This window comes from Streptomyces sp., from assembly GCF_019510245.1.
Classification (GTDB): domain Bacteria; phylum Actinomycetota; class Actinomycetes; order Streptomycetales; family Streptomycetaceae; genus Streptomyces.
The window spans coordinates 1-17,903 of the sequence record NZ_JAEKKT010000064.1 but is presented as its reverse complement, the minus strand read 5'-3'; the positions used below and the strand labels follow the sequence as shown (position 1 = coordinate 17,903).

The window sequence follows — 17,903 nt, the reverse complement described above, 5'->3', positions numbered from 1 at the left end:
GGCGGCGAAGCTGTAGGCGGTCGAGCCGGTCGGCGTCGCCACCAGCAGCGCGTCGGCGGAGTAGGAGGCGAGCAGCCTGCCGGAGACGTAGACGCCGACGGAGACCTGGCGGTCCCGGGACAGCTTCTCCAGGACGATGTCGTTGACCGCGGCCACGTGCAGCGGGACACCCCAGTCGGTGTCCTGCTCGCAGTCCGTGCGGACCTGGGGCGGCGGCAGCAGCGGCCCGCGGCCGTACTGCATCAGCCGCTCCATGTCGGCCGGCACCTCCAGGCGCCGGGAGGCACGCATCGTCAGGAGCAGACGGCTGTCGACGGCGTAGCGGTCCTCGCGGATCGCGTCCAGCGCCTCCCGCACCGAGCAGGCCGGCACCTCGGTCAGGAAGCCGACCCGGCCCAGGTCGACACCGAGGACCAAGGCGTCGTTGCGGGCGGCGAGCCGGGCGCCGCGCAGGAAGGTGCCGTCCCCGCCGAGGGTGACGATCAGGTCGGGATCGCCGGCGGCCGCGACCTCCTCCCCGGAGTGGTGCCGTCCGCCGTCGTGCCACACGTCGATGTCCGTGCACCGCACGCCGTGCTCCGCGGCCCACGCCCGTACGTCCCGGGCCGCGTCCACCGCCTCCGCGCGCCCGCCGTGCACCACCAGTCCGAGCCCGTTCACCGTCATCTCCGCCTCCAGGACACCACCGTGCTCAGCCGCTGCTCCCACGCTGTCACGGCACGGGCCGTTCTGTCGGGCGGAGCGGGATCACAGCCCCAGCGAGATGGCCGGCCGGGTGAGCTCGGCGGTGGTGTTGATGTCGAGCTTGGCGCGGATCCGGCGGAGGCAGGCGTCGGCCGTGTGCCTGGAGAACCCCATCTGCCGGGCCGCCTGGAGGTAGGGGCAGCCCGCGGCGATGTGCTTCAGCGTCTCGCGCTCACGCGGGGCCGGCGCGGCGGCGGTCTCGGTGTGCTGGGTGACCGCGGTGAAGCTCATGAGGGTTCCTCGACCGATCGATCCGACAGGGGCGATTTATCCGCTTACAGAACCTTCACAAGGCACGTCCTGGCGGTGTCCCCCGACCGTCACAGACGCGTCGCGGGGGCCTGCGGCGGGTGCGGCTCCGACGGCCCGGAGTGGCGTTGAGCCGGCCGGGTCCGGCTACCCACGGAAAACCGGGCGGGCCCAGGCGGGCGGGCGCGGGGTGTCCGCGGTCTCCCGCACGACGGTCGGGGTGCGGACGACGTCGCCGCCGACGGCCGCGGGCCGGACGACGCCGCGGCTCACGGTCGGGGCGCCGTCCGTGTCGCGGTGGACGGCAGGCTCCCCGGCCCGACCGGGGCCGTACGCGGCGCACCGCAGCGCTGCCACGAACTCCAGGCAGGAGCCGTACCGGTCCTCGGGGGCCTTGGCCAGGGCCCTGGCGAACACGTCGTCGAACGCCGGCGGCAGCCCCGCCCGCACCTCGCTCAGCGCGGGCGGGGTGCCGTACTGGTGCGCCCACAGCAGCGCGACGTCCTCGTCGCGGACGAACGGCGGACCGCCTGCGAGCATCTCGAAGACCACGCAGGCGAAACTGTAGAGATCGCAGCGGCCGTCCACCGGGCGCCCCGAGATCTGCTCCGGCGCCACGTAGTCCAGGGTGCCGACGAACTCGCCGACCGTCGTGAACCCCGTCAGCGACAGCGACTTCTTGGTGAGCCCGAAGTCCGTGAGGTAGACGTGCTCGGGGTGCTCGCTGTCGGTGCCCCGCGCCACCAGCACGTTGCCGGGCTTCACGTCCCGGTGCACCAGATCGTTTTCGTGGGCGGCGTCGAGCGCCGAGGCGATCTGGGCGGCGATCCGCAGCACCGCGTCCACCGGCAGCACGCCCTCCTTGTCCAGCAGGGCGCGCAGATCGGGCCCCGACACGTAGCGCATCGCGATGTACAGCACGCCGTCCGTCTCGCCGGCCTCGAAGATCGGCACGATGTGGGGGTGGTCGATGGCGGCGGCGACCCGTGACTCGTGGGTGAACCGGCGGCGGAAGGTGTCGTTGCGCGCCATCTCGGGGGCCAGCAGCTTCAGGGCGACGGTCCGGTCCAGACGCAGGTCCCTGGCACGGTAGACGACGGCCATGCCGCCGCGCCCGATCTCGCCCTGGACCTCGTAGCCCGCGATACGCGTCGCCATCACCCCCATCGTATCCAGCGGGGACGCGGCCCGCGAGAAGATCAGAGGGGCGCCGCCTGCCAGCCGGTCCAGCGCGTCACGGTCACGAGAACGACCGCGCCGGCCGGGGGGTGCTCCCGGTACTGCGGGTGTTTCGCGCTCAGCGGCCCGACGAGCGCCGCGTCGGCGGGCACCACCCTCGCCTCGCCGTCCGCCCGGACCCACCACAGGCGGTCCCAGTTCTCGTCGTACGCGTCCGCGAGCAGGCACCCGGACGGCTGCGCGGCGATGTTGCGCAGCCGCTTGAGGCCGGTCGTGGTCTTGGGTTCGTGGTCCACCGCGGTGACGAGACCGTCGGCGCCGTACCGGGCGAAGACGACCGGCACCAGATGGGGGGCCGTGCCCGTCCACGGTCGCGGGCCGGGCCACCCGGGCCGCGCCGAACCGGCGTCGCGCCCCGCCCTCCGCCGGCTCCGGCACCCCGCGCCCCGTCCCGGTCAGGCCCGGCGCAGCGCGTCGAGCACGTCGTCGTCCGTCAGTTGCCCGAAGTCGTCGTACCACTGACCGACCGCGCTGAACACGGCCGGGCGGTACGGGCAGACGACGAGGTCGGCCTCGGTGGCGAGCGCGTCCAGGGAGTCGGGCGCGCCGACCGGGACGGCCAGGACGGTCCGCGCCGGGCCCCGGCCCCGTACGTGGCGCAGTGCGGCGCGGGCGGTGGAGCCGGTGGCGAGGCCGTCGTCGACGACGAGCACGGTACGGCCGCGCAGTGCGGGCGGCGGCCGGCCCTCGCGGTAGCGGCGCTCGCGGCGGCGCAGTTCCTGCCGCTCCCGGTCGACGACGGGGGCGAGGGAGTCCTCGCTCAGGTCCAGGTGGGCCAGGGTCGCCCGGTCCAGGAGGGGCGGGTCGTCCCCGGCGATCGCGCCGACGCCGAACTCCTCGTGGTGCGGGGCGCCGATCTTGCGTACCACGAGCACGTCGAGCGGGGCCGACAGCTCGCGCGCCACCTCGGCGGCGACGGCCGCACCGCCCCGGGGCAGCGCCAGCACGATCGGGTCGGGCAGCGCCCCCTCGTCGCGCAACTCGGCCAGCGCGGCGGCGAGTTCGCGGCCCGCGTGGGCGCGGTCCCGGTAGCGCACGGTTCGTCCTCCCCGGGCGAGGTCGGGGTCTGCTCCCTCCATCGTCACACCCGGAGGCCCTGGAGGCCGACTCCTCTCTTCTAACAAAATTATCATCAAAATTGTCAACAATCCTGCGGTGCCTTGCCTACAGTCAGGGACTCGAGTGACCACGTAACCCGCTGCACAAGGAGGTCCACGGGTGGAGATCAACCGCAGAACCGTTGTCCGGGGCGCCGCGGCCCTGACCGCGTTCGGGCTCGCCGAGGGCGCGGCAGGCACGGCCTTCGCCGGCGCCCCGTCGTCGAACAGCTCGTCGCGCACGTCCTCGGCGGACTCGGCGTACTCGCTGGAGTTCGATTCCACGGCCTGGTCGTACGACTCCGCCAACGACGTGTACTACCAGCTGGGGAAGGTGTACGTCACCGACCCGGCCGCGACGGACATCGAGCACCTGTCGATCTACGTGCCGGGCGCCTATCTGAAGGCCACCGCGAACAGCGACGGGACCACGTACACGGCGACACCCGACCCGAAGGGCACGCTCGGCGGCTACTCGGGACGCACCGCGCCCATCGTCGTCCCGGTCAACACCCCCGGTTACGCAGCGCAGAAGCCGGCCACGTCCTACAGCTACAGCGCCGTGTCGAAGTACCTGGAGGCCGGGCACATCTACGTGTGGCCGGGCCTGCGCGGCCGGGACACCTCGACCGGCACCCGCTCCGACGCGGCCCCCTGGGGCGTGACCGACCTCAAGGCCGCGGTCCGCTTCCTGCGGTACAACCGGGGTGTCCTGCCCGGCAGCACGGACGACATCGTCCTGTTCGGCATGAGCGGCGGCGGCGCCCAGGACACCGTGGCGGGCGCGTCCGGTGACAGCGCCCTGTACCACCCGTACCTGCGCACGATCGGCGCGGCGATGGAGGACGCCCACGGGCGGCCGCTCAGCGACGCGGTCGCCGGCGTCATGGCCTGGTGCCCGATCACCAGCCTGCACGAGGCCAACCTGTCCTACGAGTGGAACATGGGCCAGTTCGCCTCGACCGGCACGCGCGCGTCCGGCACCTGGACCAGCGCCTACTCGACGGACCTCGCGAAGGCCTGGCCCAGGTACGTCAACCGGCTGGGACTGCGCGACGAGCGGGGCCGGCGCCTGGAGCTGACCGAGTCCGCCGACGGCGTCCACCTGGCCGGCAGCTGCTACGACCACCTGATCGGGGTGATCACCACCTCGCTGAACAACTTCCTGGCCGACAACACCTTCCCGTACACCGTCACCACGATGGGCGGCCCGCCCGGATCGGGCCAGACGGGGTCCTCGACCACGTACGAGACGGTCGACGACTACATCGCCTACCTCAACACCGACAGCACCTGGGTCACCTACGACGCCACGACCAACACCGCCACGGTGTCCGGCCTCGAAGGCTTCGTCCACAGCCAGAAGACCGCGAGCAAGCCGGTCGGCGCGTTCGACGGGTACTCCCGCGGGCAGACCGAGAACGGCGTCTTCGCCACGGGGCTCAACGCCCCGGCGCACTTCGCGCCGCTCACCCGTGACGTCGTCAAGGCGAACGAGGCCACGTACGGCACCTATGCGGACTGGAGCTCCGACTACGGCTCCTCGGCGTACGACAGCGACTTCGCGAAGAAGGACGGCGTCGGCAAGGACATGGCCTGGCGGGCCGACGCGTACAACCCGTTGTACTACCTCTCGCCCGCCTTCGGCGGGTACCGCCGGTCGCAGGTCGCGCGGCACTGGCGCATCCGCACCGGCATCATGCAGGGCGACACCGCCAACACCACCGAGATCAACATCCGGTTGGCGCTGCTGAACTACGGCATCCGCGACGTCGACTTCGCCACCGTGTGGGCCCAGGGACACACCATGGCCGAGCGCACCGGCGACTCGACGACGAACTTCATCAGCTGGGTGGAGTCCATCACCAAGAAGTGACCACCGGCCGCCCGGTCCCGAACCCCGAACCCGAACCCGAACAGCACCTAGGGCACGGGCCAGACCAGGTGCAGCTCCTGCGGTGAGCGGTGGATCATCGTCGGGCGCATGGTGACCGGGCGGCCCTCCGCGAGCCGCAGGCCCGGCAGGCGTCGCGTCAGCTCCTCCACCGTGATGCGGAGTTGTTCGCGGGCCAGCTGGGCGCCGACACAGGCGTGGGCGCCGAAGCCGAAGGCGAGGTGCCGGGCGGGCGCGGCCCGGCCGATGTCGAACGTGTCGGGGCGGGGGTGCCGGGAGGCATCGCGGTTGGCCGCGCCGAAGGCGACGAACAGGTCGGCACCGGCCGGGAGTTCGGTGCCGGCCAGGGTGACCGGGCGGGTGGTGACCCGGCGGAAGCCCTGGAGCGCGCCGTCGTAGCGGGCCGCCTCCTCCACGGCCGCGGGGATCAGTTCCGGTTCCCGGCACAGCAGTTCCCACTGGCCCCGGTGGTTCAGCAGGTGCAGGACGGTGGTGCCGATCAGCGCGGTGGTGGTCAGGTGCCCGGCGATCAGCAGGTTCTGGAGGTGGGCGACGGCCTCGTGGCGCTGCTCCAGCGGGAGTTCGGCGTGGCCCGGTTCGGCCACGGAGGCGACGATCTCCGTGGCCAGGTCCTCGCGGGGGTGGGCGTAACGGTCGCGGGCGCAGCGGTCGAGGACGTGCTGCATGGCGACGACGTCCTTGGCGGCGGCGATCTGCCCGGCCTCCGGCAGTGGCCGGAACAGCAGCTCCTCGGCGCGGCGCCCGCCGTGCACGACCAGGGGCACGTCGGCGGGGTCGAGCCCGACGATCCTGCCGATGACCTCGCCGGGCAGCCGCGTGGCGTAGGCCGACATCAGTTCCACCCGGCCGTCCGTCACGAACCCGTCGAGGAGGGCGGCGGCGCACTCACGGGCGTACGGCACGGCCGCCGCGATCCGGGAGGGCGAGAGCGCGCGCAGCAGCGGCGCGCGCAATCGTTGGTGGCGTTCGCCGTCCGAGGTGACCACGACCGGCCGGCCGCCGAAGCCGCCGCCGAGCACCGCGAGCGCGGCGGGCGCGGGCATGACGTCCGGCCGTAACGCGTTCGCCGACGAGAACTCCTCGGTGCGGCGCAGCACTTCACGGACGTCGGCGTCGCGGGCGACCAGCCAGGCGTCCAGTTCGGGCACCCGCACGAGCCCTTCCGCCGCCCGCGCCCGCGCGTAGAGGGGGTAGGGATCGCGCATCAACGCGTCGAGTCTGTCGCGTGCGTCATGTGCGTCGTGCTTGTCGTGCAGTTCGTTCTCCACGAGACGCCCCCCGGGACGACGACGGCGGTACGGCGGCGGTACGGACCGCGCTCATGGTGCCGTACCGCCGTGCGGTCCCGACAGGGGCCGGTCAGAAGACGACCCACCACCCTTCGCGGGCCGCCTGCTCGGCCGTGTACGACACGCCGTGTGCCTTCAGTCCGGCGGCGTCGAGGAGGGTGATCTCGCCGCCGTGGTTGCCGAGCTGGGCGCCGCCGGAGAGCGGCACGGCGAGGGCGGCGCCGGCGGCGAGGGGGCCGGCCGGTACCGGGGAGGCCTGGCCGATGCGGTCGAGGAGGCGCCAGCCGGTCAGGTCGACCGGGGCGGGCGAGGCGTTGAGGAGGGTGACGCTCTCCGCCTCGGGGGCGGGTCCGGCCGGGTTGACCAGCGCGGCGACGATCCGGACCGGCTGGTCGCCGGGGGCGGGGCGGGAGGTGTCGACGTCGGGGAGGGTGTGGCCGGTGACGTCGTCGGTGTGCCAGGCCTGGCTCTGGAAGGCGAGGAAGATCCCGACCCAGCGCTCCGCGGCCTGCCCGTCGGCCGGGAAGCGGATGAGCAGGCCGCCGTCCTGCCACACCCCGTCGTCGGCGCTGAAGCGGCCGCTGTTGCCCTGGTTCATGTGGATGTCGTGGACGCCGTTGCCGGGCAGGAACCCGAACACCTTGTCCTTGACGCCGGTCTCGGGCCCCCAGCGCTCGCCGAACAGGTACAGCCGGGCACCGGGGTCGTCGACGGCCCGCCGGACGTAGTGGTCGAGCAGGTCGGCCAGGTCGTTGTCGGGCCCGGAGCGGTCCGCCGGGAGGACCCGCATCTTCGCCGGGTCGAAGAGGTTGCCGCGGACGAAGTCGAGGTCGGGGCCGCCGGGGCCGGTCGGCAGCGTGTTCCATCCGCTGGTCAGGTCGGCCAGGCGGGCGGTGAGGGGGTGCTCGAAGTCGTCGTCGACGAGGTAGAGCAGTTCGGCGGGCTTCTCCTGCGAGAGGACGTTGACCGCGGCCCGGTAGTCGGTGCCGGACTCGTCGGTGAGGTGGATCTGGTAGTGCGGGCTGTCCGCGGCGCCCTCGCGCCGCGTGTCGACCGCCCGGGCGATCAGGACGCCATAGGTCTTCAACGGCATGATGACCAACTCCCCGTGAAGGCAGGCGGTTTGCCCGCCATGGCGGGAATCGTACGGGGCCGGGGCCGGCTGCGGCCGGGGTTGGACGATTCTGTCGATCCTGTGAACACTCCGTGTGCGACCTGCGCACGGTGACCGGTTCCCTACCATCGTGCCGTGGTCAACTTCCTCCTTCAGCGGACGGCTCCGCTGCCGATCGACGAGGCGTGGCGCCGGCTCACGGAGTGGTCCCGGCACGCCGACGTGGTTCCGCTGACCCGGGTCACCGTGCTCACCGATCCCCCGACCCATGAGGGCACGGTCTTCGTGGCCCGTTCCGGGTTCGGGCCCCTGTCCTTCGACGACCCCATGGAGGTGACCGTCTGGGAGCCCCCGCAGGACGGCGGCTCCGGCCGGTGCCGCCTGGTCAAGCACGGCCGGGTGGTGCTCGGCTGGGCCGAACTGGAGGTGCACCCCGGACCCGGCGGCCGTACCCGGGTGGTCTGGCACGAGGAACTGCGCATCCGGCGACTGCCGTCGGTCTTCGACCCGCTGGTCCGCCGCGCCTCGCGGGCCGTGTTCGGGCGGGCGGTCAACTCACTCCTCCGGCGGCCGTGACCGCCGGCGCCGGGGGAAGCTGGGCCACCGACCGGATCCGCAGCACCGGGAGCGGCGAGGACGTCGCGTCGTGGTGGATCGGGGTGTGCGCGCCGGTCAGGGAGACCCCGCTGCCGCCCCTGCGGTTCGCGACGATCTCGGCCGCGATCGACAGCGCGGTCTCCTCGGGCGTGCGGGCACCGAGATCGAGGCCGATGGGTGACCGGAGGCGGGCCAGCTCCCGTTCCGTGACGCCGACCTCGCGCAGGCGTTCGTTGCGGTCGAGGTGGGTGCGGCGGGAGCCCATCGCGCCGACGTAGGCCACCGGGAGGCGGAGGGCGAGCCGGAGCAGCGGGACGTCGAACTTGGCGTCGTGGGTGAGGACGCACAGGACGGTACGCCCGTCGACCTGCGTGCGCTCCAGGTACCGGTGCGGCCACTCGACGACGATCTCGTCGGCCTCCGGGAAGCGGTTCCTCGTCGCGAAGACGGGGCGCGCGTCGCACACCGTCACGCGGTAGCCGAGGAACGTGCCGACCCTCACCAGCGCGGACGCGAAGTCGATCGCACCGAAGACGATCATCCGGGGCGGCGGGACGGACGACTCGACCAGCACCGTGAGCGGTGCTCCGCACCGGGAGCCCTGCTCGCCGATCTCCAGGGTGCCGGTGCGGCCCGCGTCCAGGAAGGCGGCGGCCTCCTCGGCGACCGTGCGGTCCAGCTCGGGGTGGGCGCCGAAGCCGCCCTCGTGGGAACCGCCGGCGGCCACCAGGAGGGCGCGGCCCACCAGCTCCGCCGGCCCGGTGACGATCCGGGCGAGGGCGGCCGCCTCCCCGCGCGCGGCGGCGGCCAGCCCGGCCGCGACCACCGGCCGGGCGGGGTCGGCCGCCCGGACCGGGGTGACGAGGATGTCGATGACGCCGCCACAGGTCAGACCGACGGCGAAGGCGTCCTCGTCGCTGTACCCGAAGCGCTCCAGAACGGTCTCCCCGTCCTCCAGCGCCTGCCGGCACAGCTCGTACACGGCACCCTCCACGCACCCGCCGGAGACCGAGCCGACGGCGGTGCCCTCGGCATCCACCGCCAGAGCGGCACCTGGCTGCCGCGGCGCACTCCCGCCGACCGCCACCACCGTGGCCACGGCAAAGTCCCGCCCCTCGGCGACCCACCGGCTCAGCTCCTCGGCGATGTCCAGCATTTCCGGATCTCCTTAACGAGGTTCAGGACAGGCGCCCCCGAAGGGGCGCTGGGGGTACCCCCGGCCGAAGGCTGGGGGAGGAACTGCGCGACCAGCCACGACGGACCCGCGGACCACGACCGACCGCAGCCCCGTCACGGCTCTCCCAGCGGAGCGGCCTAGTGGACGCCCAGCCAGCTCTCAATGGGATTGAGGGCGAAATAGACCAGGAAGATCCCTGTCAGCCCCCACATGAATGCCCCGATCTCCCGCGCCCTGCCCTGAGCCGCCTTGATGGCGGTGTACGAGATGACACCGGCGGCCACACCCGTGGTGATGGTGTAGGTGAACGGCATCAGGACGACCGTCAGGAACACCGGAACGGCGGTGGCCCGGTCGGCCCAGTCCACGTGCCGGGCGTTCATCAGCATCATCGCGCCGATCACCACAAGGGCGGCCGAGGCGACCTCCTGCGGGACGATCGCGGTGAGCGGGGTGAAGAACAGGCAGGCCGCGAAGAACAGGCCGGTGACGACGGACGCGAGCCCCGTACGGGCGCCCTCGCCGACGCCGGTGGCCGACTCGATGAACACGGTCTGCCCGGAGCTCGCCCGCCACCCCGCCGATCGCGCCGCCCGCGCCGTCGATGAACAGCGCCTTGGACAGGCCCGGCATCCGGCCCTTGTCGTCGGCCAGCTGCGCCTCGGTGCCGACGCCGATGATGGTGGCCATCGCGTCGAAGAACCCGGCGAGCACGAGGGTGAAGACGATCAGCGCCACGGTCATCGCGCCGACCCTTCCCCAGCCACCGAACTCCACGTGGCCGAAGAGCGAGAAGTCCGGCATGGAGACGGCGGAGCCGTGCAGTTCGGGGGCGCCGTCGGCCCACTGCCGGGGGTCGACGATCCCGAGGCCGTTCAGTGCGGCCGCCACGACGGTGCCGCTGATGATGCCGATCAGGATCGCGCCGGGGACGTTCCGGGCCTGGAGCGTGAAGATCAGCAGCAGGGTGCCGGCGAAGAGCAGCACCGGCCAGCCGGCCAGTTCACCGGCGGGGCCGAGGGTGACCGGGGTGGCCTTGCCCTGGTGCACGAAGCCGGACTTGTAGAAGCCGATGAGCGCGATGAACAGGCCGATGCCCATGGTGATGCCGTGCTTGAGCGCGAGCGGGATCGCGTTCATGATCATCTCGCGCAGGCCGGTGACGACCAGGAGCATGATGACGACGCCGTACATCACGCACATGCCCATCGCCTGCGGCCAGGTCATCTGCGGGGCGACCTGCGAGGAGAGCACGCCGGAGACGGAGAGGCCGGCGGCGAGCGCGAGGGGCACCTTGCCGACGAAGCCCATCAGCAGCGTGGTGAAGGCGGCCGCGAACGCCGTCGCGGTGATCAGCGCCTTCTGGCCCAGGGTGTCCCCGGCCGCGTCCTTGCCGGACAGGATCAGGGGGTTGAGCAGGAGGATGTACGCCATCGCCATGAAGGTGGTGACGCCGCCGCGGACTTCACGCGCGACGCTCGATCCCCGCCGGGATATGTGGAAGTACCGGTCGAGCCAGGACCGTCCGGCCGGGACGCGGGTGCCTTCTCCCGCGTCCTCGGCCGTCGCCCTGGGTTCAAGTGACTGCTGGGTCATGGTGCCGTCTCCCAAGGTTCACAGGGGCCCCCGTGACCGCCGGTGCGCGAACGGCAGCGGCGGTACGGGATTTGGGAAGTGCATGACCCGGGGGACGGCCCGGAGGTGCACGCTTGTGGGTTCGGCGCCGGGAGGTGAGCGGTTGCCCGGCGCCGGGGTGCCGTCGGGCGGTGTTACGCGTTGCCCGTCAGGTGTTCGGGGCGGACCGGTGTCCTGTTGAGCTCCAGCCCGGTCGCGTTGCGGATCGCCGCGAGGACCGCCGGGGTCGAGGACAGGGTCGGGGCCTCGCCGATGCCGCGGAGCCCGTACGGGGCCTGGTCGTCGGCGAGTTCGAGGACGTCGACCGGGATGGTCGGCGTGTCGAGGATGGTAGGGATCAGGTAGTCCGTGAAGGACGGGTTCCTGACCTTCGCGGTCTTCGGGTCGACGACGATCTCCTCCATCACCGCGATGCCCAGGCCCTGGGTGGTACCGCCCTGGATCTGGCCGACGACGGAGAGCGGGTTGAGCGCCTTGCCGACGTCCTGGGCGCAGGCCAGCTCGATCACCTTGACCAGGCCCAGCTCGGTGTCCACCTCGACGACCGCGCGGTGTGCGGCGAAGCTGTACTGGACGTGCCCGTTGCCCTGACCAGTGTGCAGGTCGAAGGGCACGGTCGGCCGGTGCCGCCACTCCGCCTCGATCTCCACGGCCTCGTCGCCGAGGACGTCCACCAGGTCGGCCAGCACCTCGCCGCCGTCGGTGACGACCTTGCCGCCCTCCAGGAGGAGTTCGGCGGTGGCCCAGGCCGGGTGGTACGTGCCGAACTTGCGGCGCCCCAGCTCCAGTACCTGCTCACGGACCAGCTCGCAGGAGTTCTTCACCGCACCGCCGGTGACGTACGTCTGCCGGGAGGCCGAGGTCGAACCGGCCGAACCCACCTGGGTGTCGGCCGGGTGGATGGTCACCTGCGCCACGCCGAGCTCGGTGCGCGCGATCTGCGCGTGGACGGTCACCCCGCCCTGCCCGACCTCCGCCATCGCCGTGTGCACGACGGCGACCGGCTCGCCGCCGACCACCTCCATGCGCACCCGGGCGGTCGAGTAGTCGTCGAACCCCTCGGAGAATCCGACGTTCTTGATGCCGACCGCGTAGCCGATGCCGCGTACGACGCCTTCGCCGTGCGTGGTGTTGGACAGACCGCCGGGCAGCTGCCGTACGTCGGCGCCCTCGCTGCTCTCCCACTGGCGCTCGGGCGGCAGGGGCATCGCCTTGACGCGGCGCAGGAGTTCGGCGACGGGCGCCGGGGAGTCGACCGGTTGCCCCGTCGGCATCAGGGTGCCCTGCTCCATGGCGTTCAGCTGCCTGAACTCCACCGGGTCCATGCCGAGTTGCTCGGCGACCTTGTCCATCTGGGCCTCGTAGGCGAAGCACGCCTGGACCGCGCCGAAGCCGCGCATCGCGCCGCAGGGCGGGTTGTTGGTGTAGAGGGCGATGGCCTCGATCTCGACGTCGTCGACGACGTAGGGCCCGATGCCGAGCGAGGAGGCGTTGCCGACGACGGCCGGGGAGGCGGAGGCGTAGGCGCCGCCGTCGAGCACGATCCGGCACTTGACGTGCGTCAGCTTGCCCTCGCGCGTCGCGCCGTGCTCGTAGTAGAGCCGGGCGGGGTGGCGGTGGACGTGGCCGAAGAAGGACTCGAAGCGGTTGTAGACGATCTTGACCGGCTTGCCGGTGCGCAGGGCCAGCAGGCAGGCGTGGATCTGCATCGACAGGTCCTCGCGGCCGCCGAACGCGCCGCCGACGCCGGCCAGCGTCATCCGCACCTTGTCCTCGGGCAGGCCGAGCACGGGGGCGATCTGGCGCAGGTCGGAGTGGAGCCACTGGGTGGCGATGTAGAGGTGGACGCCGCCGTCCTCCTCGGGCACCGCGAGGCCGGACTCGGGGCCGAGGAAGGCCTGGTCCTGCATGCCGAAGTAGTACTCGCCCTTGACGACGACGTCGGCCCTCTTCGCCGCCTCGTCCGCGTTGCCGCGGACGATCGGCTGACGGTGCACGATGTTGGGGTGCGGGACGTGGCCGATGTGGTGGTCGTCGCGGTTCTCGTGGACGTGGATCGCGTCGGGGGCGGTGGCGGAGGCCTCGTCGGTGATGACGGGCAGCTCGCGGTACTCGACCTTGATCTTCGCGGCCGCGCGGCGGGCGGTCTCCGGGTGGTCGGCGGCGACGATCGCGACCGGCTCGCCGTGGTGACGGACCTTCCCGTGGGCGAGGACCGGGGTGTCCTGGATCTCCAGGCCGTAGTTCTTCACCGCGGTGGGCAGGTCGTCGTAGGTCATGACGGCGTAGACGCCGGGCTGGGCGAGGGCCTCGCCGGTGTCGATCGACACGATCTCGGCGTGCGCGACCGTGGAACGGAGGATCTGGCCCCAGAGCATGTCCTCGTGCCACAGATCGGACGAGTACGCGAACTCGCCGGTGACCTTGAGGGTGCCGTCCGGGCGGAGCGTGGACTCGCCGATGCCGCCCCGGGTCTGGGAGCCCTGGGTGACTTTGGTGGGAGTGCCGAGGGGGGCGCTGTTGGTGGCCATCCGGTTCAGACCGCCTCTCCCTGCCGGGCGGCCGCGAGGCGGACCGCGTCCATGATCTTCTCGTAGCCGGTGCAGCGGCACAGGTTGCCCGAGAGCGCCTCGCGGATGTCCGCGTCGCTCGGGTTGGGGTTGCGCTCCAGCATCTCGTCGGCGGCGACCAGCAGACCGGGGGTGCAGAAGCCGCACTGGACGGCGCCGGCGTCGATGAAGGCCTGCTGGACGGGGGAGAGGGGGGTATTCTCGCCGGTCTGGGAGTGGGAGGGGGAGGGGGGCTTGGGCTGCCGGCTCTGCGAGGTGTCACGCGTGACATGTGACATAGCACTGTTGCCGGTGCCCGTCCCGCCGCAGGCCCGCCGCTCCGCGAACTCCGCCAGCCCCTCCACGGTGACGACCTCCCGGCCCTCCACCTGTCCCGCCGCGACCAGGCACGAGCACACGGGCACGCCGTCCAGCCGGACCGTGCAGGACCCGCACTCGCCCTGCTCACAGGCGTTCTTTGAGCCGGGCAGGCCGAGCCGCTCCCGCAGCACGTACAGCAGGGACTCGCCCTCCCACACGTCGTCGGCTTCCTGCGGGCGTCCGTTGACGGTGAAGTTGACGCGCATCAGGCGACACTCCCCTTCTGCTCGGTGGTGCCGCGGTACGACTCCCAGGTCCAGGTGAGCGTGCGGCGGGCCATCACGCCGACCGCGTGCCGGCGGTAGCTCGCGGTGCCCCGGACGTCGTCGATCGGGTTGCAGGCGCCGGCGCACAGGTCCGCGAACCGTTTGGCGACCGACGGGGTGATGATCTTGCCGTTGTCCCAGAAGCCGCCCTCGTCGAGCGCCGCGTTCAGGAAGTCCTCGGCGGTCTTCGCCCGCACGGGTGTCGGGGCGGCCGAACCGATCCCGGTCCGCACGGTGCGTGTCCCGGGGTGCAGGGCGAGCCCGAAGGCGCAGACGGCGATCACCATCGCGTTGCGCGTGCCGACCTTCGAGTACTGCTGGGGGCCGTCGGCCTTCTTCACGTGGACCGCGCGGATCAGCTCGTCCGGTGCGAGGGCGTTGCGCTTGACGCCGGTGTAGAAGTCGTCGATGGGGATGAGCCGGGTGCCGCGCACCGACTCGGCCTCGACCTGCGCGCCCGCCGCGAGCAGCGCGGGGTGGGCGTCGCCGGCCGGGGAGGCGGTGCCGAGGTTGCCGCCGACGCCGCCGCGGTTGCGAATCTGCGGGGAGGCGACGGTGTGCGAGGCGAGGGCGAGACCGGGGAGTTCGGCGCGGAGGTTCTCCATGATCCGGGTGTACGGGACGGAGGCGCCGAGCCGTACGCTCTCCTCGCCGACCTCCCATTCGTAGAGATCGCCGATGCGGGTGAGATCGAGGAGGTGGTCGGGCCGGCGGTGGTCGAAGTTGATCTCGACCATCACATCGGTGCCACCCGCGATCGGCACTGCGGTGGGGTGCTCGGCCTTCGCGGCGAGCGCCTCCTCCCAGCTGGCGGGGCGAAGGAAGTCCATGACCGGCTCTCTTCTCCGTCTCGTGAGTCTCGTGAGTCGTGCGGATTGAGCCAATCCGTGTGCGGCGGGCCCGGCTCGTTCATGTCCTGTTAACGCGGAATGACGCCAGTACACCGCCCCGTACTCCAGCGGGGTCAGTCACCGAAACCATGAAGGAGTTGGCTGGCCAGCACGGGCATCTTGTAGATTCGTATGAACGGAGGTCATCAGTAACCTCTTGGTTTTCCTGTGGAAACGCAGGAAATGCCCTGGCGACCACCGGTTGCGGTCCGGCAGCCCTTGGTGACGGCCCACGGAGGCGCCCGCCGGGCACCTCCCCCGTGACCCTTCAGGATTCATCGTAGATTTCGAGACACAGAACGGCGGCGACGAGATGCGGCTGCGCGCACTGCTGGACACCGATGCGCTGGGCCTGCGGCTGCTCGGCGGCGAGGACGAGCTGGACCGTACCGTGCGCGGGGTCATGACCACGGACCTGCGCGACCCGAGCCGCTACCTCTCCGGCGGTGAACTGGTGCTGACGGGCCTGGCCTGGCGCCGGGACGCGGCGGACTCCGAGCCGTTCGTACGACTGCTGGTGCAGGCCGGGGTGGTCGCGCTGGCGGCCGGGGAGGCGGAGCTGGGCGACGTCCCGGACGATCTGGCCGTGGCCTGCGCGCGCCACCGTCTCCCGCTCTTCGCGGTCCACGAGTCGGTGGCGTTCGCCACGATCACCGAGCACGTCGTACGGCAGGTCAGCGGCGAGCGGGCCGGGGATCTGGCGGCCGTGGTGGAACGGCACCGGCGGATGATGACCTCGGGCCCGGCGGGCGGTGGTCCGGACGTGGTCCTCGACCTGCTCGGCTCCGACCTCGACCTGCGCGCCTGGGTGCTGTCCCCGGCCGGCCGGCTGATCGCGGGCTCGAAGGTGTCCGGGCCCGCGCTGCCCGCCGACGTCTGCGCCGGTCTGGCCGCCGAGCACCTGGCCGCCACCCGCACCGGCCGCCGCGGCCCGCACCGCGTGCTGCTCGGGGGCTCGACCTATTCCCTTTTCCCGATCCGTTCCTGGGGGCGTTCCCCGCAGGGCGCCCGGGACGTGCGCGAGACCGTGCTGTCGGACTGGCTGCTCGCGGTGGAGGCGGACGCGGGCGACTGGCCGGAGGAGCGGTTCGACCTGCTCCAGGGCGTCGCCCAGCTGATCGCCGTGGAGCGCGACCGCCGCGACGCGGCCCGCACGGTGCGGCGCAGGCTCGCGCAGGAGATCCTGGAGCTGGTCCAGACGGGCGCGGCCCCGGCCGAGATCGCCGCCCGGCTGCGGGTGGCCGCGCCGGTCCTGCTGCCCGGCCTCGGCGCGGCACCGCACTGGCAGGTGGTCGTCGCCCGCGTCGAGTGGGACGGCGGTGAGGTCGAGGGCGGCCCGGTCGCCCAGTCCCTCCTGGAGGAGATCCTGGTCGACCCGCTGGCGACCGGTCCGGAGCCCTCCGACCGGATAGCGGTGGCCCACACCGGCGACGAGGCGATCGCCCTCGTCCCGCTGCCCGCCGTCACCGCCGAGCACGACGGCTCCGAGTCCGGCATCCACGCCGACGTCCTCCTGGAGTCGGTACGGGTCCCGCTGTCGGCGGGCCTCGACGACGACGGCCGGGTCACGCTCGGCGTCAGCGCGGCCGTGCACTCGGCGGAGGGGCTGCGCGGTGCCCTGGAGGAGGCCCGGCACGCCCGCCGGGTGGCCGCCGCCCGCCCCGGCCGGGTCTGCGCGGCCGGCCACCAGGAGCTCGCGTCCCACGTGCTGCTCCTCCCCTTCGTCCCCGACGACGTGCGGCGCGCCTTCACCGCCCGGCTGCTGGACCCGCTCCGGGACTACGACCGCCGCCACCGCGCCGAACTGATCCCCACCCTGGAGGCGTTCCTCGACTGCGACGGCTCCTGGACCCGCTGCGCCACCCGTCTCCACCTGCACGTCAACACGCTGCGCTATCGCGTGGGGAGGATCGAGCAGTTGACGGGCCGGGACCTGTCCCGGCTGGAGGACAAGCTCGATTTCTTCTTGGCATTGCGGATGAGCTGAGGTCACGGGGGCGGGCGAGCGGCGCGCGCCAAGTGCCGCCGCCGTCCCACGACTTTGTGAAATTATTCACCCACCCTCTTGGCCCCGCGCGGCGATCGGTGCTGGAATGCGGCCACCACTTCACTGCTCGACGGCGCGCAAGGGGAGGGCAACGTGGCGTACTCCGCCATGTCTGGGAACGGAACGACCGACGGTGACGATCCGCTCCAGACCGCGGTATGGCGGCTGCGCTCGCGGGCCTGCTGGGCCGACGCGGCGGCTCTGCTGCCGTCGGACACGGCGACGTACACCCTGCAGCGGGCGGGGCTGATGGTCGAGCGCTGTCTGTACACCGAGGGGGGCTGGGAGGAGGCCGAGGACGCGCTGCGGACGGCGGAGGCGGTGGCCCGGACCGACGAGGAGCGGGGCGCAGCCGCCTGCGAACGCGGCCAACTCGCCTACGCCGCCACCCTGCACGGCGTCCGCGACCGGGCCGACGAGGCGCGGGCGGCGCTCGGACGGGCGGCCGCGCTGATCCCTCCGGGGGCGCCGGGCCGGGCGCTGCTCGACTTCCGCCGGGGCCTGCTGGCGGAGAACCTGACCCGCTCCCCGCAGGCGCGACGCCTCCGGCTCGGACTCCGTGTCGGCCAGGGAGTCCAGCGCCGGGGCCGTGCCCACCAGGTAGCCCAGTTCCTCCCTGATCCGCAGCGACTCCGCGAAGCCGTGCCGCGCCTCCGCCAACTCCCCGTCCCGCAGCGCCAGTCCGGCCAGGTGACGCCAGGTGAAGGAGAGCAG

At 72.5% G+C, this 17,903-nt stretch carries 13 protein-coding genes and 3 pseudogenes; 4 read left to right on the top strand and 12 right to left on the bottom strand.

What is annotated here, in order from left to right:
* The 5 genes and pseudogenes from JF597_RS03560 to JF597_RS03540 form a co-directional block, all read right to left on the bottom strand.
* Positions 1 to 666: NAD(+)/NADH kinase (locus JF597_RS03560; RefSeq protein ID WP_293988578.1), on the bottom strand; the 666-nt coding region annotated here is incomplete at its 3' end.
* 81 nt (positions 667 to 747) lie between these two features.
* Complete coding sequence (locus JF597_RS03555) at positions 748 to 975, bottom strand: response regulator transcription factor (RefSeq protein ID WP_293988571.1); 228 nt, start codon at positions 973 to 975, stop codon at positions 748 to 750.
* Positions 976 to 1,140: 165 nt separating this feature from the next.
* Positions 1,141 to 2,160 carry a serine/threonine-protein kinase gene (locus JF597_RS03550; protein WP_293988569.1) on the bottom strand — a complete coding sequence of 340 codons (1,020 nt, stop codon included), beginning with the start codon at positions 2,158 to 2,160 and terminating at the stop codon, positions 1,141 to 1,143.
* 32 nt (positions 2,161 to 2,192) lie between these two features.
* Positions 2,193 to 2,610: pseudogene (locus tag JF597_RS03545) on the bottom strand (TIGR03668 family PPOX class F420-dependent oxidoreductase).
* A 17-nt stretch (positions 2,611 to 2,627) separates the two neighbouring features.
* Complete coding sequence (locus JF597_RS03540) at positions 2,628 to 3,269, bottom strand: phosphoribosyltransferase family protein (protein ID WP_293988575.1); 642 nt, start codon at positions 3,267 to 3,269, stop codon at positions 2,628 to 2,630.
* Between the two features lie 181 nt (positions 3,270 to 3,450).
* On the opposite strand from JF597_RS03540, the gene JF597_RS03535 reads away from it, so the two are divergent.
* Positions 3,451 to 5,205 (top strand): esterase, encoded by a 1,755-nt coding sequence (locus tag JF597_RS03535; protein WP_293988567.1) that lies wholly within the window; start codon positions 3,451 to 3,453, stop codon positions 5,203 to 5,205.
* Between the two features lie 47 nt (positions 5,206 to 5,252).
* Here JF597_RS03535 and JF597_RS03530 read toward each other — a convergent pair whose 3' ends face one another.
* Together JF597_RS03530 and JF597_RS03525 are read right to left on the bottom strand one after the other, a co-directional pair.
* Positions 5,253 to 6,449, bottom strand: coding sequence for a cytochrome P450 (locus JF597_RS03530; RefSeq protein WP_293988573.1), 1,197 nt, complete (start codon positions 6,447 to 6,449; stop codon positions 5,253 to 5,255).
* A gap of 154 nt (positions 6,450 to 6,603) precedes the next feature.
* The gene (locus JF597_RS03525) at positions 6,604 to 7,626 is read right to left on the bottom strand and encodes a DUF2278 family protein (protein WP_293988565.1); all 1,023 of its coding nucleotides are present in this window, start codon (positions 7,624 to 7,626) and stop codon (positions 6,604 to 6,606) included.
* Positions 7,627 to 7,782: 156 nt separating this feature from the next.
* Here JF597_RS03525 and JF597_RS03520 point away from each other — a divergent pair, with 156 nt between their 5' ends.
* The gene (locus JF597_RS03520; RefSeq protein WP_293988562.1) at positions 7,783 to 8,223 is read left to right on the top strand and encodes an SRPBCC family protein; all 441 of its coding nucleotides are present in this window, start codon (positions 7,783 to 7,785) and stop codon (positions 8,221 to 8,223) included.
* On the opposite strand, the gene JF597_RS03515 is transcribed toward JF597_RS03520, so the two are convergent.
* From JF597_RS03515 to JF597_RS03495, 5 genes and pseudogenes are all read right to left on the bottom strand, one after another.
* Positions 8,198 to 9,400, bottom strand: a complete 1,203-nt coding sequence (locus JF597_RS03515) for an XdhC/CoxI family protein (protein ID WP_293988559.1) — start codon at positions 9,398 to 9,400, stop codon at positions 8,198 to 8,200. The genes JF597_RS03520 and JF597_RS03515 overlap by 26 nt on opposite strands.
* A gap of 158 nt (positions 9,401 to 9,558) precedes the next feature.
* Positions 9,559 to 11,017 (bottom strand): annotated as a pseudogene (locus JF597_RS03510) (NCS2 family permease).
* 173 nt (positions 11,018 to 11,190) lie between these two features.
* Positions 11,191 to 13,587, bottom strand: coding sequence for a molybdopterin cofactor-binding domain-containing protein (locus JF597_RS03505; protein WP_293988556.1), 2,397 nt, complete (start codon positions 13,585 to 13,587; stop codon positions 11,191 to 11,193).
* Positions 13,588 to 13,592: 5 nt separating this feature from the next.
* On the bottom strand, positions 13,593 to 14,192 hold the full coding sequence (locus JF597_RS03500) for a (2Fe-2S)-binding protein (RefSeq protein WP_293988553.1): 600 nt from the start codon (positions 14,190 to 14,192) through the stop codon (positions 13,593 to 13,595).
* Positions 14,192 to 15,082, bottom strand: a complete 891-nt coding sequence (locus tag JF597_RS03495; RefSeq protein ID WP_293988551.1) for a xanthine dehydrogenase family protein subunit M — start codon at positions 15,080 to 15,082, stop codon at positions 14,192 to 14,194. Before JF597_RS03495 ends, JF597_RS03500 begins: the two co-directional genes overlap by 1 nt.
* A gap of 373 nt (positions 15,083 to 15,455) precedes the next feature.
* Here JF597_RS03495 and JF597_RS03490 point away from each other — a divergent pair, with 373 nt between their 5' ends.
* Together JF597_RS03490 and JF597_RS03485 are read left to right on the top strand one after the other, a co-directional pair.
* Positions 15,456 to 17,129, top strand: coding sequence for a PucR family transcriptional regulator (locus JF597_RS03490; protein WP_293988549.1), 1,674 nt, complete (start codon positions 15,456 to 15,458; stop codon positions 17,127 to 17,129).
* 168 nt (positions 17,130 to 17,297) lie between these two features.
* A pseudogene (locus JF597_RS03485) lies at positions 17,298 to 17,903 on the top strand (hypothetical protein); the annotation flags it as partial.

Bases quoted from the DNA above. Each gene is read 5' to 3' on its own strand.
- JF597_RS03555 (WP_293988571.1), bottom strand. From the start codon at position 975: ATGAGCTTCACCGCGGTCACCCAGCACACCGAGACCGCCGCCGCGCCG.
- JF597_RS03550 (WP_293988569.1), bottom strand. From the start codon at position 2,160: ATGGGGGTGATGGCGACGCGTATCGCGGGCTACGAGGTCCAGGGCGAG.
- JF597_RS03530 (WP_293988573.1), bottom strand. From the start codon at position 6,449: ATGCGCGATCCCTACCCCCTCTACGCGCGGGCGCGGGCGGCGGAAGGG.
- JF597_RS03525 (WP_293988565.1), bottom strand. From the start codon at position 7,626: ATGCCGTTGAAGACCTATGGCGTCCTGATCGCCCGGGCGGTCGACACG.
- JF597_RS03515 (WP_293988559.1), bottom strand. From the start codon at position 9,400: ATGCTGGACATCGCCGAGGAGCTGAGCCGGTGGGTCGCCGAGGGGCGG.
- JF597_RS03505 (WP_293988556.1), bottom strand. From the start codon at position 13,587: ATGGCCACCAACAGCGCCCCCCTCGGCACTCCCACCAAAGTCACCCAG.
- JF597_RS03500 (WP_293988553.1), bottom strand. From the start codon at position 14,192: ATGCGCGTCAACTTCACCGTCAACGGACGCCCGCAGGAAGCCGACGAC.
- JF597_RS03495 (WP_293988551.1), bottom strand. From the start codon at position 15,082: ATGGACTTCCTTCGCCCCGCCAGCTGGGAGGAGGCGCTCGCCGCGAAG.
- JF597_RS03490 (WP_293988549.1), top strand. From the start codon at position 15,456: ATGCGGCTGCGCGCACTGCTGGACACCGATGCGCTGGGCCTGCGGCTG.